Consider the following 16,428-nt stretch of genomic DNA (forward strand, 5'->3'; position numbering starts at 1 on the left):
CGATCCGCAGCCGGCGGGTCCCAGGTCGGACCGAAGAGCGTTCGGGCCGCGCCCGTTGCCGGGGCCTGAAACGGAGTCAGAAGCCCCCGCCGTCTTCCTACCGCCGTCGTCCGCCCGGGTCTCCGCCCGCGTCCGTGCTGCGCCGGGCGGGGGACCGTCCGGCGTGCCTGGGCGCACGGGAACGGGGTTTGCGGACGTTCTCGGCGAGGTTCACACCCGGCCGGGCGGCGTTGTCGGGAGTATGAGCGGGCTGGCAGGTGGCGCAGAACACCTCCGACGCAGGACCGGACGCCTCGTAGGCCATGTCACCGGGCGGCAGGTAGTGGGTGCCGCAGTCCTGACACACGAACAGCGGCCGGCTCACGTCGTCGGTGGTGGCCATCAGCCGATCCTTCCGGTGCCGCCGCAGTTGGTGCAGGCGGAGGTGTAGTTGCGCTGTACCGGGACCTGGTTGCCTGTGTCGTCGAGCTCGAACTCGTAGCTGGTCTTGTCGGTGAGTCCGGTGCCGCCGCAGGCGCTGCAGGGCTGGTCTCCCATGGTCACCTCCCGCTCACGCATATGACGGTAGCGCGTGACCCGGCGCGCGGGGGAGAGGACCGGCGCACCGGGGCGTAGGGCGGCGAGACGTTCGAGCACGCTGCCTGCCGGCAGTCAGCTGAGCGATTTCCCTCTATCGATCGGGTAAGCGGGAGTCAGCTGTAGTGGCGCAGTTCGACGGTGTTGCCGTCGGGGTCGGCGACGTAGACGGACTGGCCGCTGCCCCGGGCGCCGAAGCGTGGTCCCGGGCCGTCGACGACCTCGAGCCCACCAGCGGCGATGACCTCCTGCCAGTCGAGGGGCTCGACCTCCAGGCAGAGGTGGTTCATGTTGTCGCCGGTACGCTCCTGGAGGAACAGGTCGATGATCGTTCCCGGGTCGATGCGGACCGAGGGGAACGGGGCCTTGCCCGCTCGCCATTCCTCGACCCGTACGGGTTCCAGTCCGAGCGTGCCGCAGTAGAAGTCGAGCGAACGCTCGACGTCCGCCACGTTCAGCACGATGTGGTCAAGGCCGATGACGCGCACGTGGTCCTCCAGAAGATCGTGTGGTCCGACGGGCAGCGTAGCCGCGGTTGATCATGGACGCACGGGCCGTTCCGGAGCGGGACGTCAGGTCGCGGTGAGGAGGTCGTGCAGGCCGGTCACCGCGAGCAGCCGCTGCAGCCGGGGGCGGACCTGGGTCAGCCGCAGCGGGACGCCGTGGTGGGCGGCCATGCGCTGGGCGGTGATGAAGGCGCCCAGGCCGGCCGAGTCGCAGAAGTCCAGCAGTGCGGTGTCGACGTCGATGCGTCGCACCCGGGGGTCGCCCAGCAGTTCGGCGATGTCGCTGCGCAGTCGCGGGCCGGTGAGGAAGTCGAGCTCTCCGGCAAGGAGGATCTGTACGCTGCCGTGGTCCTCAAGGATGGCCAAGTACAGGGGCGGGGCGTCGCTCATCGGCATCCTCTCGCACGCACCATAGTCTCGTCGCCAGCCCGTACGCCGCAGAGGTGTGAATGGTTCACCCGATCGAGGCCGGGTTTCGTGGAGGGCTCGGAACTCCTGCCGCCGGAGCTGCTGCCGCGGCGCTCTGTGCAATCCATCGTGCACATGCCATGATCGCGGGGCGTTCAATTGGCCCTGGACGCCCGACGGCGCCCCACCTGATGGTGGGGCGCCGTTTCCTAAGACCGACCGACAAATGGGGGGTGGGTGAAGGAGGGGGTCGAGGGAGGGGGCACCCCCGGACGAAGTTTGGGGGAGAGTCTGGGCGGGGCGGAGGAGGGAGCCATTGCGGAGCACTGGCGACCGACGACAACCCGGTCAGGCGAGAGCCTCCCCCACCCTTCGGGCGGGAGGTGCCCCCTTGCCCGCGACGCCGCCCCCCATTCGCCGGTCGGTCTAAGCCCGGCGGCATCGGGTCGCCGCTCGCATTGACGGGTGGCGAGCGGGTAGATCTCCGGCATGGCTGACGTCTTGGTGGAAGAGAACTTCGCGCGGATCGCAGGGGAGGACATGAGCGTCATCCTCGACATGTTCAACCGGATGGGTATTCGCGCCGACCCGACCGGACCCCGCATCATCAGCGAGCGACGGCGCTGGGTGCTGTCGCTGCACTGGCTGCGGCAGGGGCCGGTGCCGGAGGCGACGCAGGAGAGACTGCCGCAGGCGCTGGTCGAGGTGCGGCGGCACCTGGTGGCGGTGGGGAAGGTGCCTCCCATGCGCCTGGATCTCTACGGGCCCGGCGAGCAGCTGCTGCTGAGCGTCGAACCGCAGGCCGAAGCGGTGTAGTGGCAGGCCACGGGGCCCGCCCTGGGGATGCGGGCACGATGCAGCGCGGTGATCCTGGTGGTGCAGGTTATCCGTGAGGAGGGCAGTCATGTCCGTGCTCGAAAAGATCAAAGGCATGCTCAAGGGTCACGAGGACCAGGCCCAGCAGGGCGTGCAGAAGGCCGGAGACTACGTCGACCAGAAGACCCAGAACAAGTACAGCGGGCAGGTCGACACGGCCCAGGAGAAGCTGGACGAGCAGCTCGGCAACCGTCCGCCCACTGACCCGCCGGCCTAGGAACGGGCGGCTGACGGCCGGCTGACGGCCGTCTTCGTCGCGGTGCGGCGCCAGCACCGCGGGGACCCGCAGTACCCGGTCACTCTCGATGACCTCGGCCCCGCTCCGGCAGCCCGGCGCGGGGCCTCCACGATCCCGCCCTTGTCCCTCCTGGGAGTTACCGTAGGGCCCCGCGCGCCACGTACCCAGCTGGAAGCTGTACCGTCGTCGCACGCCGTGCGCTTCGCGTCGCGGCGCCGAAATGTACCCAAGTGTGAGTGAGTGTGGCGTTCGTGGCCCTGCCTCTCGACCCCGGCCGCTCCGTCGCCGCCGAACCGGCTGCCGACCGGGGCACCGGCTCGGGCGCTCAAGCGGGCCCTCCGTCCGCACCGGCAAGGGCCGCGCGGTCGGGGCGCTCCCGGCTCGCCCGCCGTTGGACGACCATCCGCGCGGGACTCCCGCGTACCGGCCTCGCCGTGCTCTGCGGGCTCCTGCTCGCCCTCTCCTTCCCGCCCTACGGCCTGTGGCCGCTGTCGCTGGTCGCCGTCGCCGGGCTCAGCCTGCTCACCCGTCGGCGCACCCCCCGGCAGGCGGCATGGACCGGCTTCGTCTTCGGCGCGCCCTTCCTGCTGTGGCTGCTGTTCTGGCTGAACGTGATCGGTCTGGACGCCTGGTCACTACTCGCCCTGTTCGAGTCGCTGTTCCTGGCCGCGATGGCCGCCGGGCTCGCGATGGTGTCCCGACTGCCCGGCTGGCCGTTGTGGACCGCCTGCCTGTGGGTGGCCCAGGAGTGGGCACGGGACCGGGTACCGCTCGGCGGCTTCCCCTGGGGAAGACTCGCCTTCGCCAACACCTCGACCCCCTACACCCCACTCGCGGCGCTCGGCGGCGCGCCCCTGGTCAGCTTCGCGGTGGCACTCAGCGGCGCCCTCCTCGCCGCGGCGGTCCTCGCCGTCGCCCGACGGAGCGAGGGACCCCGGTGGCAGCTGCGGGCGTCGGGTTTCGCCGCGCTCGGCCTGGTCACGGCGCTTGTCGGCTACGCCGTGCCGCTGCCGACGGCGGGGACGACCGCGGGCGGCCCGGCCTCCGCCGAGATCGCCGTGATCCAGGGCAACGTGCCACACGCCGGGATGGACTTCCTCGGCCGCCCGATGCAGGTGCTGCAGAACCACGTCCAGGCCACCGAGAAGCTGGCACTGGAGATCGCGGCCGGGCGGGCGCCCAAGCCCGAGCTGGTGATCTGGCCGGAGAACTCCTCCGACGTCAACCCCTACCTGGACCTGAACGCCTACTACGCGATCCAGCAGGCGGTCGACTCCATCGGCGTGCCGATCCTGGTCGGCGCGCTCGTCGACGGCCCCGACGCGCAGCACGTCCAGAACGAAGGCATCGTGTGGGCGCCGACCGGCTCGGCCAAGCCGGGCCCCGGCGCGCACTACACCAAGCAGCACCCGGTGCCCTTCGGTGAGTACGTCCCGTTCCGATCGGTGCTGTCGAAGTACATCACCCGCCTGCAGCGGGTGGCTCGGGACTTCGCCCCGGGGAAGGGGACCGGTATCCTACAGGTCGGTCCCGCAAAGATCGGTGACGTGATCTGCTTCGAAGTGGCGTACGACGGCATCGTCGGCGACGCGGTCAGCAAGGGAGGCCGCGTGCTGGTGGTGCAGACGAACAACGCCACCTATGAGCACACCGACCAGCCTGACCAGCAGTTCGCCATGTCGCGCCTGCGCGCCGTCGAGCACGGCCGGGCCGTGGTGATCGCCGCCACCAGCGGCATCAGCGCGGTCATCGAGCCCGATGGCAGCGTGCTCCAGCGTACCCAGCTCGCCACTGCCGCCGAGCTGGAGGCAAGGGTTCCGCTCCGTGACGAGCTGACCGTTGCCGACCGGGTCGGTGCAGCCCCGGAGTGGTTCCTCTCATTCGTCGGTCTGCTGGCCGTCGCGGGCGCAGGGCTGATAGCCAGGCGACGGCGGTCGCAGCGCATCCAAGAGCGCACAAGCTGACGAGAATCCACGAGAACTGACGATGCTGAAGAAGGGGCCGGTCCGTGACGGACAGCACCACTGAGGGCACCGAGACCTTTGGTGACCTGGGCAAGATCCTCGTGATCATCCCGACGTACAACGAGATCGAGAACATCTCCCGTATCACCGCCCGGGTGCGCGCGGCGGTGCCCGAGGCGCACATCCTGGTCGCGGACGACAACAGCCCTGACGGGACGGGCGAGGCGGCCGACCAGCTCGCTGCCGAGGACCCCAACCTGCAGGTGCTGCACCGCAAGGGCAAGGAAGGACTGGGGGCGGCCTACCTGGCCGGCTTCCGCTGGGGGATCAGCAACGGCTACGACGTCCTGGTCGAGATGGACGCCGACGGCTCGCACCAGCCTGAGCAACTGCCGCGCCTGCTGACCGCGCTGCGTGGCGCGGACCTGGTGCTCGGCTCGCGCTGGGTGCCGGGCGGGCGGGTCGTCAACTGGCCCAAGAGCCGCGAGTTCCTCTCCCGTGGCGGCAGCACCTACTCCCGGATCATGCTGCGGGTGCCGATCCGCGACGTGACCGGCGGCTACCGTGCCTTCCGCAAGCAGACCCTGCTGGGCCTCGGCATGAGCGAGGTCGCGTCCCAGGGCTACTGCTTCCAGGTCGACCTGGCCTGGCGCGCGGTCCGGTCCGGCTACCGGGTGGCGGAGGTGCCGATCACGTTCGTCGAGCGCGAGTTCGGCGCCAGCAAGATGAGCCGCAACATCGTGGTCGAGGCACTGTTCCGGGTCACCTCCTGGGGCATCAACAGCCGCCTGGGCCGCATTCCCGCACCCGTCCCCGACCGCGACGCGTAGGGCCGGTCCGGCCGCGGTGAGCCGGCACACCCGGCACCCTGGTCGGCAGCGGGTCCCGGGCGGAACATGCGCCCGGTCCCGCACGTTGACCAGGGCGCAGGCGTGCGCGAGGCACGTGGGACCCAGGGAAGTGGACGGCACCGTGAGCCAGGTACGAGCGAACAGCGGGACAGGTCGCCCCCGCCCGCGCGGGGTGCGTCGGTTCCTGCCCCTCGTCGTGGCGGCCTGGGTCGTGCTGGAGATCTGGCTGCTGATCGCAGCGGCTCAGCTGATCGGGTGGTTCGGCCTGCTGTGCCTGCTGATCGCCTCCGCCGTGCTCGGCGGCTGGGTGATCAAGCGGGCCGGGCTGCGGGCGCTGCGCTCGACCGCCGCGGGGATGCGCGGCGGGGCCCCCAGCGGCGACCCCGTCACCTCCGAGACGCGCACGGCGGTCCTCATCGCGGGCGGGCTGCTGCTGATCCTGCCCGGGCTGCTGTCGGACGTGCTGGGTCTCGCCTGCCTCTTCCCGCCCACCTCCGCGCTGCTGCGCCGGATCCCGGAGCGGTTGCTGCGCCGCAGCGGACCGCTGGGCGACGCCTACCGGCTGCAGGAGCAGCTGCGGATCCACCGGCCGGACGGCAAGGTCGTGCCGGGAGAGGTCATCGTCGGCGAGGTCGTGGACCCGCCGTCGCAGGAGCGGGGGCAGGAGCACACCCCCGAGGACCCGTACGGCTACGGCGGCGGCCGCGACCAGCTGCGCTGAGCGGGCGCCACGAACCGCCGGCGCTGAGTCGAACGACGCCGACGCGGACCCAGACGCGGACTCAAGCCGACGCGGACACATACGACAGGGCCCGGGACGCGGCGCTTACTGGAAGCGCTGCAACCCGGGCCCTGTCGTGCCCGCCCCAGGGGGCGGGCGGGCTGGATCAGGCGGACTTGCGGGTGTCGCGCGGGTGGACGGCGATGTTCATGCCGCCGGACCGCAGGACGGCGAGCCGCTCCGCGAGGACCTCCTCCAACTCCTCACGCGTACGCCGCTCCATCAGCATGTCCCAATGCGTCCGGGCAGGCTTCGCCTTCTTTTCCTCCGGCTCCTCGCCGTCGAGCAGTAGTGCCTCGCTGCCGCAGAAACGGCATTCCCACGCGGTCGGAATCTCGGCCTCTACGGAGAACGGCACCTCGAAGCGGTGTCCGTTCTGACATGCGTACTCGACGGTCTGGCGCGGGGCCAGATCGATGCCGCGGTCGGTCTCGTAGCTGGTGGCCCCGAGTCGCGTGCCGCGGAGAGCTCGCTCACTCATGAATCGTGCCTCCCGGGCTTATGGCCCACAGGACTGGATGTCGCTGTCTTCGTCGGTTGGTGCAACGTGCGGCAACCGTCGAAGATTCCCGTTCGGGACCAGCGTCTTCCGTCGTGCCGCCCCTGTTTGTACCCACACCTGCCCGATTTGTCACATCTGAACGCTGATGTCACCCTAAGTTGCTGACATTTTGCGTGCCGTGACCATACCGAAAGGCTGTTTGCGGCGTACACTAGCGGCCTTTTGGCTGTCTGTCGTCCGCGACTCGGCTGCGGACGCGATGTGACTGGTATCTCACAGTCGCTCGGGGACCGGATTGCCCACCGCCTCGATGGCGCGGCGGACCGGTACCTGGAGCAGCAGTGCGAAGCCGATGGCGAAGAAGACCAGCAGCGAGATGATCGCCGAGCGGTAGCTCCCGGTCAGCTGGTAGGCGAGGCCGAAGACCAACGGGCCCATCCAACTGGTGCCCCGGTCGCTGATCTTGTAGAGGCTGAAGTACTCGGCCTCGCGGCCGGCCGGGATCAGATGCGAGAAGATCGACCGGGACAGCGCCTGGCTGCCGCCGAGCACCAGTCCGATCAGGCACGCCAGTACGAAGAACCAGACCGGTTGCCTGGCGGGCATCAGATAGCCGAGCGTCAGCGTGAACACCCAGCCGACCAGCGAGCCGAGCACGGTGCGCTTCGCGCCGTAGCGGCGGGCCAGCCGCCCCAGCAGCAACGCGCCGCCGATGGCGACGATCTGCACCAGCAGGATCGCCACCACCAGCGTGGTCTGGCCCATGTGCAGTTCGGCGCTGCCGTACAGGGAGGCCTGGGAGACGACGGTCTGGATGCCGTCGTTGTAGCAGAGGAAGGCCACCAGGAAGAGCAGCGTCAGCGGGAACCGCCGCATCCCGCGCAGGGTCGAGAGCAGTTCCCGCAGCGTGCCGGAGCTGCTCCCCGCCTGCTCGCCGCCGGCAGGCCGGGCGACGCCGGTTCGCGGCCGGGCGGGAAGGCGCAGCATCGGGGCGATGGTGAACAGCGCCCACCAGGCGCCGGCCGAGGCCAGGCAGAGCCGTACCGCCGTACCTGAGGAGAGGCCGAGGGCGGCATGGCCCTCGAACATCGCCAGGTTGACGACGAGCAGCAGACCGCCGCCCGCGTAGCCGAAGGCCCAGCCCTTGGACGAGACCGCGTCCCGGTCGTCCGGTGCGGCCAGTCCGGGCAGGAAGGAGTTGGCGAGCGCCGCCGACACCGCGTAGGAGATGTTGGCGACCAGCAGCAGCGCCCCGCCGAGCAGGTAGCGGTCCCCGCGCAGGAAGAACATGCCGAGAGTGGCCGCCGCGCCCAGGTAGGCGAAGCAGCCCAGCATCCGCCGGTGCCGGCCGGTGCGGTCGGCCACCGCCCCCGCGAGCAGCATCACGCCGACGGAGAGCAGCACCGAGGCGGAGATGGTGTACGGGAAGAACGCGCCTGCCCGTACCGGGATGCCGAACGGGTGGACGTCGCCGTGGGCGTCTGCGGCGTTGCCCGCGACGGTGGTCAGGTAGGGGCCGAGGAAGACGGTCAGGACGGTCGCGGAGAAGGCGGCGTTGGCCCAGTCGTTGAGGTACCAGCCGTACTGCTGGCGGCGCAGCGTGCGCGCGGCCTGGGTGTCCCCGGTGGCCGTGGCGTCGCTGACGGCTCCTGGCGCCGGGACGACCGGGTTCTGATGGGTGCTCACGTGCGACGTACTCCCCCTGGGCCGGTCGGACTTACTGGGACCAGGCTCCGCGCTGGATCAGTGCATCGCGCAGGATGTCGATGCGATCCGCCATGATGCCATCCACGCCGAGGTCGAGGAGCGCGTGGATCTGTTCCGGGGTGTCCACGGTCCACACGTGCACCTGGAGGCCGAGCCGGTGGGCGGCGTTGACGAAGGGGCGGTCGACGACCGGGAGGCCGGAGGCGGGCCAGCGCACCGGGACCTGGACGCAGACGGCCTGTCTGCGGGCCGCTGCCCCCAGTACCCGGTCCACCGGCACCGGGCCGCTGAGCGAGCGCAGCCGCAGCCCGAGGACGCCGCGCGGGGCCAGCGAGGTGGCGAGTCGCGGGCCGGCCGCCGCGCGGACTGCCGCGAGCCGTCCGTCCGAGAAGGAGCCGACGCAGACCCGGTCCCAGGCGGAGGCGCGGCGGATGACGTCGGCGAGGGGCCGGACCGCGCCGGGCGCCTTGACGTCGATGCTGAAGCGCGCCTGCGGGAAGGCGCCCAGGAGCTCGTCCAGGCGCGGAATCGGCTCGCGTCCGGCGATCCGCGCGGTGGAGACGGCGCGCCAGGGCAGTGAGGCGATGGCGCCGACCCCGTCGGTCATCCGCTCCAGGTGGCTGTCGTGGAAGGCGACGAGGACGCCGTCCGAGGTGGCGTGGACATCCGTCTCCAGGTACCGGTAGCCGAGCCGGACCGCGCGGGAGAACGCCGCCATCGAGTTCTCGGGTCCGCCGAGCGCGCCGCCGCGATGGGCGAAGGCCAGCGGTCCTGGGTTGTCCAGGAAGGGGTGGCGCGGGAGGCGTCGGCTGTTCACGGGCAGAAGTATGCATCCCGGCACGGCGTGGTGGGGGGTCCTCCGCGATCGGATTACGACAGGGGTTCGAGGCCGGATGCCGGGCCGGCCCGGGTGGCCGTCGTAGCGTTCCGCGTGGCTGCCGCGGAGCCGATTCATCCGATCGGGGTGCGCGCCCCGCTTGACGGTCGCCCACGTCGGCGACCTGGATGAACAGAGGATGTCGCCCGCCCGTCATCCGGGCTCCGGCGGCTGGCGGCCGTTCGCCAGGCGGCTTCCCGCCAAAGTACTCCGCTCACGAACAGTCGTGTACGTGCCATTCTGGTGTGGCCCTGGACGGAGGTGGTGCTCAGCCAGGGCACACGATGTCCCGCTGCTCTGTGGGGGAGCAGCGGGACACCTTCGTCTCGGACCGTACCGACGTCTCAGACCGTACCGAGGTCGCGTTCGACGGCGGCGAGCTCCTCGGCAGTGCCCTGGACCTTGGGCCCGGTGAACCACTCCCGGGCTGAGGCGGCCCACCAGATCCCGGCGAAGCCGATCACTGCGACGACGGCGATGGGCGCGTAGTTGAAGGTGTGCACGGTCACCGGGCTGGCCTGGGGGAGCATGAACAGCACGGTGATGATCACGACCCAGCCCACCGCGAGCACGCCGACGATCCCGCTCCAGCGGCCCAGGTGCCATGGCCCGCGCTGGAAGGCGTCGCCCTGGCGGAGCCGGAGGAAGGTGGGGATGACGTAGGCGATGTAGAGGCCGATGACGGCGATGGAGGTGACCGCCGCGTATGCGGTGGCGTTCCACAGGTAGGGCAGCCCGAGCACGAAGGCTCCGGCGGCGGCGAGCCACACCGCGTTGGTGGGGGTGCGGGTGCGCCCGTTGATGCGGTGCCAGAGCGCGGATCCGGGCAGCGCGCCGTCGCGGGAGAAGGCGTAGATCATCCGGGAGTTGGCGGTCACCGAACTCATGCCGCAGAACAGCTGGGCGCCGATGACGACGAGCAGCAGCAGCTTGCCGCCGGTGGCTCCGACGGCGTCGATGAAGATCTGCGCGGGCGGCACGCCGGTGGAGCTGCCGAGCTCGCCGGCGTAGTTCTGGATCGCGTAGGTGATGCCGATCAGCAGCACCCAGCCCGCCAGCAGCGACACCACGATCGACATGACGATGCCGCGCGGCCCGGAGCGGGCGGCGTCGTGGGTCTCCTCGGTCATGTGGGCGGAGGCGTCGTAGCCGGTGAAGGTGTACTGCGCCAGCAGCAGGCCGAGGGCGGCCACGTAGAGGGTGCTGTGCCAGCCGGTGGTGTTGGCGAAGTGGGTGAAGACGAAGGAGGTGGACTGGTGATGGGCGGGGGCGATGGCGAGTGCGCCCACGATCAGCAGGACGCCCACGACGTGCCACCAGACGCTGATGTTGTTGAGCAGTGCGACCAGACGCACGCCGAAGGTGTTCAGCGCCCCGTGCAGGACCAGGATCAGCCCGAAGAGCAGCACGGTGTGGCCGGGCGTGGCGGTGAACCAGCCCTGGATGTCGAGCAGGGCGTTGAGGAACTGGGCGGCGCCGAAGTCGATGCCTGCGGTGACCGCGACCTGGCCGATGAAGTTGAACCAGCCGGTGAACCAGCTCCACAGCGGTCCGTGGCTCGGGGCGAGCTTGGCGGCCCAGTAGTAGAGGCCGCCCGCGGTCGGGAAGCTGGAGCACACCTCCGCCATCGACAGGCCGACCAGCAGGGTCATCAGTCCGACGAAGGGCCAGCCCCAGACGATGAGGACGGGTCCGCCGGTGATCATGCCGTAGCCGTAGAGGGTGAGGCAGCCGGAGAGGATGGAGATGATCGTGAAGGAGACGGCGAAGTTGGAGAACCCGGACATGGTCCGGGAGAGTTCCTGGGCGTAGCCGAGTTCGTGCAGGCGCTGTTCGTCGGCGGTGCGGGCAGGGGCGCTGTCGGCCGGGGCGGGGGGAGGAGTGGGGGCAGGGGCGGGGGCGGGCTCTGAGGACATGTGCACCTCTCGTCGGGTGCGGGCTGCTCAATGGTCTGAGAGCAGTCCATTGGCGCACTATTGAGCCTGCATCCGGAGGGGCCGTCAAGAGGGTGCGCCAGTCGTCGTATACGGAGCAGAAGCCCCCGGCGGGACCGCCGGGGGCTCAGCATGGTTGATCTGCCTGCTGGTTGACGGTATGTCAGGGGAGTTGCAGGGCCGAGGGAACAGGTTTTTCGATTTCCCCGGTGCGCTCCTCGTCGCTCTCCGGCTTGGCGAGGGACAGCATCGCGGGGGCCTCGGTCCGGCTGTCGTCGTGCGGGAGCAGCGCGATCACGGCGTCCCGCTGGTCCGGCGGGGTCTCCTCGTCCAGCGGGTCCGGCGCGGCCGGGACCTGAAGCCGCACAGGGGGATTGACGCCCAGGTGGGCGTAGCCGCGCCCGGGGGGCGTGTGGCTGGACGGGGTGATGTCCAGCGGCGCGCCCAGGGCCTCCGGCGCGAGGTCCGGGTCGAGGGCGCCCAGGACGACCCGGGCGCGGGTGGCGGACCGCACCGTCGGCTTGATCCGGTCGAGCGCTTCCAGGTGGTCGACGACCACGACGGTGATGTGCGCGGTGCGCCCGTGCCGCAGCGGGATCTCCAGCAGGTCCTGCGGGTCGGGCCGGTCCTCGGCCTGGGACAGCTCGCTCAGCTCCACCGGGTGGTCCAGCATCAGCCACAGCGGGCGGGTGGTGTCCGGCGGGGGAGTGCCGCCGGTGCGCTTCGCCAGGTTGTGGGCGTCCAGGCGGCGCTGGGTCTCGTGCACCGCCCATTCGAGCGCGGCCAGCGCGCCGTGCAGGCTGGTCTCGACCGTGTGCACGCCCGGCCGCCCGACCAGGCAGGCGTGTTCGCCGGTGCCGGCGCCGTCGATCACCACGATGTCGCCGTACGGGAGGACCTGCAGGGCGAGCGACCGCAGCAGCGTGGACGTGCCCTGGCCGTGGGTGCCGAGCGCCAGCAGGTGCGGTTCGCTGGAGCGCGGTCCCGTCCGCCACAGCACCGGGGGCTGGTGGGCGGTGCCCGATCCCTGCCGTACCGGGATCATCCGGTTGGTGCTGGCGGTGTCGGTGAAACCGAGTACGACCTCGCCGTGGGCGGTGACGTAGGGCTGCGCGACGATGTCCGTGGGGAGCGGGGGCAGCGCGGCGACCTGGAGGTGGTTGGTCTCCTCGTCCCAGGTGAAGCGGTACTCGCGGCTGCGCCCCGCCTTGCTGTGAATCACGTGTTCGATGCGCGCACGGGCGTGCGGCTCGGTGTCGGTGAAATAGGCGGGGTAGCGCAGGTCGAGCGTGGCCAGCCGGCCCTCCGCGTCGAACTCCCAGCTGCCGAAGGCGTCCTTGAAGTCGCCGCCGTGGCTGTAGAGCGGAGTCGGGTCGGAGTCGTGCACGAGGTACGGGGTGAGCGCCGTGTAGATCGCGGCGAGCTTCAGCTGGGTGGTGTCGGGGGCGGGCGGGGCGGCCGGCGCGCGGTCCCGCCCGGCCCAGGCGGCACTGCTCATCAGGGCGAGCAGTGCGAGCAGTGGCCCGTACGGGAGCAGGGCGATCGCGGCGACCGCGGCCGCGGCCAGGAGGACCGCCGGGCCGCGGCGGTCCTTGGGCAGGCCGCCCCACCACCTCACGGTCCACCGGCCGTGCGACCGCAGGCCGCGGCCGATGGTCAGCAGCGGGCCGAACATGTCAGCGGCGTGGTCGCCGGCGGTGCGTGCGAACTCGCGCCCACGGGCGAGATGCTCGGTCAGGGTCATCGGTCTCTCCGGCAGCGGTGCTGTTGCTGGGGACGGGCAAGGGCGCACGCAGACGGGCGCGGTCGGTCACGGTCAGGGACCTGATCAGAACTTGATGCCGCCGAGGAGGCTGGCAAGGCTCGCGCTGCCGGCCTTGATGCTGGGGGCGATGGCGGTGCCCGCAAGGTAGAAGCCGAAGAGCGCGCAGACCAGGGCATGGGAGATCTTCAGGCCGTCCTTGCGGGCGAACACGAAGACGACGACGCCGAGCAGGACGACTCCTGAGACGGAGAGGATCACGGTGGGCTCCTCGGGTGCGGGGACATTGCTCTGGGTTGTGGGCGACGCCGTGGGGTGGCGCCGGGACAGGATTGCCAGCAGTCCATCACAGAATGTCTCTTTATGGTGACAAAAAGTAATAGCTGACGGATAGCCGCAAATGGGTGGTTTTCGAGAGCCGCGGCGGGCTGCGGGCCGCTGGTGGCCGCCCTGGTGCTGATCGTGTCCCGCCACCCGGGGCCGTCGCCGCGCGACGCGCGGCACGTTCGCCCGTATGGGTGCCGTGGCGGGCGCCCGGGGGCGCGCCCGAGCGAGGCGGACGCCGAGGAGCGGCGTGTCGTGCTGCGCGGCACGGGCCCGACCGCCATCGGCTTCACTCTCGCCGACCCATTCCAGGTACCTGAGGGCCTGGACCCGGCACAATGGCGTGGCTCGCACGACCGTGCGGGCGTCGAGCGGGAGTGAGGAGCGGCGTGATGACTGAGCCGGTGGACCCTGGACTGAGAGCGGCCGACGAGGCGGTCGACCCCGAGGTGGTGGAGCTCGCCGGACGCGTCTTCGATGCGGCCCGTGCCGGGGACGCTCCCGCACTCGCGGCCTACGTCAACGCGGGTGCGCCCGTGGACCTGTGCAACGAGCGGGGCGACAGCCTCGTCATGCTCGCCGCGTACCACGGCCACGCGGACGCGGTCCGGACCCTGCTCGAACGCGGGGCCGATGCCAACCGCGCCAACGACCGCGGGCAGACGCCGCTCGCCGGCGCTGTCTTCAAGGGCGAGGACGCGGTCATCGAGGCGCTGCTCGCCGGCGGAGCCGACCCGCACGCCGGCCAGCCCTCGGCCGCCGCGACGGCGGAGATGTTCGGCCGCACCGCGCTGGTGGAACGCTTCGCGGCCTACTGAGGCGCGACCGGAAGGCGCGACCGGAAGGCGCGACCGAGTCGTCCGGTTAGGATCTTCGGATGGATATTCGAGTCGTGGGCTACGCCCATCCCGACGCCCGGCGTCTCGTCGCGGAGGTCCAGCAGGAGTACGTCCGCCGCTACGGCGATGTCGACCTCACCCCGGTGGAGCCTGCGGACTTCGAGCTGCCCCGCGGGCTCTTCGCCGTCGTCTACGACCAGGAGGGCCGTGCCGTGGGCACGGGTGCCTGGCGCGCTCGCGAGGCGGGGGAGCAGGGCCTCGCCGACGGCGACGCCGAGCTGAAGAGGATGTACACCGTTCCTTCGGCGCGTGGGCGCGGACTCGCCCGGCTGATGCTGCGCTTCCTCGAGGACGAGGCCCGCCGCGCCGGGCGGCGCCGCGTCGTCCTGGAGACGGGGAACAAGCAGCCCGAGGCACTCGCGCTGTACGCGTCCGAGGGCTACCTCCCGACGGAGAAGTTCGGCATCTACCGCGACCACCCGGACAGCGTCTGCCTGGCCAAGCAGCTGGACGACGAACAACCCGGGCCGGCGACCGAACGGCAGGCGGACCGGCAGCCTGGGCAGCACACCGAGCCGCAGGCCGAGCGGACCGGCGCGCCCGTCGCGGCCCAGGCCCGGATGGGCTAGCCGGAGCGGGCGGCGACCCGGACCGGGCCGCAGACTGTGGGCACAGACTCCTGCCCCAGCCGCCGGAAAGGCCGCGCCATGCCCTGCTGCATTGACCGCAAGGACCTCGGACTCCTGGCGCTGCGCCTCGGCACCGGCGGGGTGCTGTTCGCGCACGGCTCGCAGAAGCTCTTCGGCTGGTTCGGCGGCGGCGGCCTCCAGGGCACGGCCGGGGCGATGGAGCGCATGGGCTTCAGTCCCGGCGGGCGAAGCGCGCTCGCCGCAGGGCTCGGCGAGGCGGGAGGCGGGATGCTGCTCGCCCTCGGGCTGGCCACCCCCGCCGCCGGCGCCGCCGCCGCGGGCGCCATGGCGGGTGCCGTGTCCGTGCACGTCCCGGCCGGGTTCTTCAACCAGTCCGGCGGCTACGAGTACCCGGCCTATCTGGGCTTCGTCGCGGCGGGCATCGGCATCACCGGACCCGGCAGGTACTCGCTGGACCACCTGACCGGCCATCGTATGAACGGCGCAGCCGTCGTCCTCCTCGCCTTCGCCGCCAGCGCCGCCGCCGCAGGCGCGGTGGTCAGCCGCCGCGCCGCCGCCGCAGCGCCCGTACCCGGGCCGGACGGTGACGACGAGTCGGACGACACGCTGTGAGCGGCGGCGCACGACCTAAGACCGACCGGCAAATGGAGGGCGGCGTCGCATGCAAGGGGGCACCTCCCGCCCGAAGGGTGGGGGAGGCTCTCGCCTGGCCGGGTTGTCGTCAGTCGCCAGTGCTCCGCAATGGCTCCCTCCTCCGCCCCGCCCAGACTCTCCCCCAAACTTCGTCCGGGGGTGCCCCCTCCCTCGACCTGCTCCTTCACCCACCCTCCAATTGCCGGTCGGTCTAAGGCGTAGTGTCGTGCACAAGGCCGCCTCCCGCGGACGGGAGCCGGTTCCGGCGCGACGGCGGGACGGCGGGACGCCATGTGCTGGAACTCGACTGCTGACCTGGTCGCGGGCGGTGTGGTCACCCTGGTAGGTGCCGCGGCGGTGGCGAGCACCCGCAGGGTCCGCGATCTACCGCTGGCCGCGCTGCCGCTGATCCTCGGCGTCCACCAACTGATCGAGGCGCTGGTCTGGTGGGGGCAGGAGGGGCGGATCGGCACGGGGGAGGCGGCAGCGGCGCGGACGCTGTGGGCGGGCATCGCGTACCCGCTGCTCCCCGCCCTGGTCCCGATCGCGGTCCTGTGCGTGGTGGACCCCGCACGTCGGCGCCGGATGCTCGGCTTCGTCCTGGTCGGGCTGGTGACCTCGGCTGCGCTGGCCCGCGCGGTGGCCACCGGGCCGGTCACGGCCGAGGCCGTCGGGCACACGCTGCGCTACGGCGTGGGCGTACAGATGGCGCCGCTGGTCACGGCCGGGTACCTGGTCGCCACGGTCGGGGCGCTGCTGGCCTGCGGTCAGCGAGACATCCGTCTGCTCGGCGTCGTCTCCGGTGTCGGGGCGCTCGTCTGCGTGACGCTGTGGCAGGCCGCGTTTGTCTCCACCTGGTGCGCCCTGGCTGCGGTGAGCAGCCTGTTCGTGCTGCGCTGGGTCCGGCGGACGCGGCCCGCGGGCCACCTGTTCGGCGACGGCTGATCCCTACGGACATGTCAGCAGTCCTGCGGTAGCGGTGGGGCGGGCGGCGGTGCTG

The 16,428-nt window shown here is 71.4% G+C and carries 20 protein-coding genes; 10 read left to right on the forward strand and 10 right to left on the reverse strand.

Translation table 11 applies throughout. The features are described 5' to 3' along the window. Positions 1-97 precede the first annotated feature (97 nt). The 4 genes from ABIA33_RS09985 to ABIA33_RS10000 all read right to left on the reverse strand — a co-directional run bounded on the left by ABIA33_RS09985 (position 98) and on the right by ABIA33_RS10000 (position 1,472). The gene (locus ABIA33_RS09985; protein ID WP_370079410.1) at positions 98-382 is read right to left on the reverse strand and encodes a hypothetical protein; all 285 of its coding nucleotides are present in this window, start codon (positions 380-382) and stop codon (positions 98-100) included. Next, a complete protein-coding gene (locus ABIA33_RS09990) occupies positions 382-636 on the reverse strand; it encodes a hypothetical protein (RefSeq protein ID WP_370079412.1) in 255 nt (84 codons plus the stop codon). The genes ABIA33_RS09985 and ABIA33_RS09990 overlap by 1 nt, the downstream gene beginning before the upstream one ends. 56 nt (positions 637-692) lie before the next feature. Beyond that, on the reverse strand, positions 693-1,064 hold the full coding sequence (locus ABIA33_RS09995; protein ID WP_370079414.1) for a VOC family protein: 372 nt from the start codon (positions 1,062-1,064) through the stop codon (positions 693-695). 84 nt (positions 1,065-1,148) lie between these two features. Beyond that, positions 1,149-1,472 (reverse strand): STAS domain-containing protein, encoded by a 324-nt coding sequence (locus ABIA33_RS10000; protein WP_370079416.1) that lies wholly within the window; start codon positions 1,470-1,472, stop codon positions 1,149-1,151. 507 nt (positions 1,473-1,979) lie between these two features. Between ABIA33_RS10000 and ABIA33_RS10005 the strand changes: the two genes are divergently transcribed. The 5 genes from ABIA33_RS10005 to fxsA all read left to right on the forward strand — a co-directional run bounded on the left by ABIA33_RS10005 (position 1,980) and on the right by fxsA (position 6,140). Continuing rightward, the gene (locus tag ABIA33_RS10005; RefSeq protein WP_370079418.1) at positions 1,980-2,306 is read left to right on the forward strand and encodes a hypothetical protein; all 327 of its coding nucleotides are present in this window, start codon (positions 1,980-1,982) and stop codon (positions 2,304-2,306) included. A gap of 88 nt (positions 2,307-2,394) precedes the next feature. After that, the gene (locus ABIA33_RS10010) at positions 2,395-2,583 is read left to right on the forward strand and encodes an antitoxin (protein WP_370079420.1); all 189 of its coding nucleotides are present in this window, start codon (positions 2,395-2,397) and stop codon (positions 2,581-2,583) included. A 272-nt stretch (positions 2,584-2,855) separates the two neighbouring features. After that, positions 2,856-4,568 carry an apolipoprotein N-acyltransferase gene (lnt, locus tag ABIA33_RS10015; protein ID WP_370079422.1) on the forward strand — a complete coding sequence of 571 codons (1,713 nt, stop codon included), beginning with the start codon at positions 2,856-2,858 and terminating at the stop codon, positions 4,566-4,568. A gap of 44 nt (positions 4,569-4,612) precedes the next feature. After that, positions 4,613-5,398 (forward strand): polyprenol monophosphomannose synthase, encoded by a 786-nt coding sequence (locus ABIA33_RS10020; protein ID WP_370079424.1) that lies wholly within the window; start codon positions 4,613-4,615, stop codon positions 5,396-5,398. A gap of 142 nt (positions 5,399-5,540) precedes the next feature. Further along, positions 5,541-6,140, forward strand: a complete 600-nt coding sequence (fxsA, locus tag ABIA33_RS10025; RefSeq protein WP_370079426.1) for an FxsA family membrane protein — start codon at positions 5,541-5,543, stop codon at positions 6,138-6,140. A 166-nt stretch (positions 6,141-6,306) separates the two neighbouring features. Here fxsA and ABIA33_RS10030 read toward each other — a convergent pair whose 3' ends face one another. From ABIA33_RS10030 to ABIA33_RS10055, 6 genes are all read right to left on the reverse strand, one after another. After that, a complete protein-coding gene (locus tag ABIA33_RS10030; protein ID WP_370079428.1) occupies positions 6,307-6,681 on the reverse strand; it encodes an RNA polymerase-binding protein RbpA in 375 nt (124 codons plus the stop codon). A 294-nt stretch (positions 6,682-6,975) separates the two neighbouring features. Next, on the reverse strand, positions 6,976-8,388 hold the full coding sequence (locus ABIA33_RS10035; protein ID WP_370079430.1) for an MFS transporter: 1,413 nt from the start codon (positions 8,386-8,388) through the stop codon (positions 6,976-6,978). A 31-nt stretch (positions 8,389-8,419) separates the two neighbouring features. Then, the gene (locus ABIA33_RS10040; protein WP_370079432.1) at positions 8,420-9,226 is read right to left on the reverse strand and encodes a glycerophosphodiester phosphodiesterase; all 807 of its coding nucleotides are present in this window, start codon (positions 9,224-9,226) and stop codon (positions 8,420-8,422) included. A gap of 404 nt (positions 9,227-9,630) precedes the next feature. After that, positions 9,631-11,073, reverse strand: coding sequence for an amino acid permease (locus tag ABIA33_RS10045; protein WP_370079796.1), 1,443 nt, complete (start codon positions 11,071-11,073; stop codon positions 9,631-9,633). 310 nt (positions 11,074-11,383) lie between these two features. Continuing rightward, positions 11,384-12,964 (reverse strand): hypothetical protein, encoded by a 1,581-nt coding sequence (locus ABIA33_RS10050; RefSeq protein ID WP_370079434.1) that lies wholly within the window; start codon positions 12,962-12,964, stop codon positions 11,384-11,386. Positions 12,965-13,048: 84 nt separating this feature from the next. Next, complete coding sequence (locus tag ABIA33_RS10055; RefSeq protein ID WP_370079436.1) at positions 13,049-13,243, reverse strand: hypothetical protein; 195 nt, start codon at positions 13,241-13,243, stop codon at positions 13,049-13,051. A gap of 318 nt (positions 13,244-13,561) precedes the next feature. On the opposite strand from ABIA33_RS10055, the gene ABIA33_RS10060 reads away from it, so the two are divergent. The 5 genes from ABIA33_RS10060 to ABIA33_RS10080 all read left to right on the forward strand — a co-directional run bounded on the left by ABIA33_RS10060 (position 13,562) and on the right by ABIA33_RS10080 (position 16,373). Then, positions 13,562-13,687, forward strand: a complete 126-nt coding sequence (locus tag ABIA33_RS10060) for a hypothetical protein (protein WP_370079438.1) — start codon at positions 13,562-13,564, stop codon at positions 13,685-13,687. 11 nt (positions 13,688-13,698) lie between these two features. Continuing rightward, positions 13,699-14,124, forward strand: a complete 426-nt coding sequence (locus ABIA33_RS10065; protein WP_370079440.1) for an ankyrin repeat domain-containing protein — start codon at positions 13,699-13,701, stop codon at positions 14,122-14,124. A 59-nt stretch (positions 14,125-14,183) separates the two neighbouring features. Next, positions 14,184-14,774, forward strand: a complete 591-nt coding sequence (locus tag ABIA33_RS10070) for a GNAT family N-acetyltransferase (protein ID WP_370079442.1) — start codon at positions 14,184-14,186, stop codon at positions 14,772-14,774. A 78-nt stretch (positions 14,775-14,852) separates the two neighbouring features. Then, entirely contained in the window at positions 14,853-15,407 is a 555-nt protein-coding gene (locus ABIA33_RS10075; protein ID WP_370079444.1) for a DoxX family protein, read from the forward strand. 312 nt (positions 15,408-15,719) lie between these two features. After that, positions 15,720-16,373, forward strand: a complete 654-nt coding sequence (locus ABIA33_RS10080) for a DUF6629 family protein (RefSeq protein WP_370079446.1) — start codon at positions 15,720-15,722, stop codon at positions 16,371-16,373. The last annotated feature ends 55 nt before the right edge of the window (positions 16,374-16,428 follow it).

This window comes from Streptacidiphilus sp. MAP12-16 (assembly GCF_041262165.1).
Classification (GTDB): Bacteria; Actinomycetota; Actinomycetes; order Streptomycetales; family Streptomycetaceae; genus Streptacidiphilus.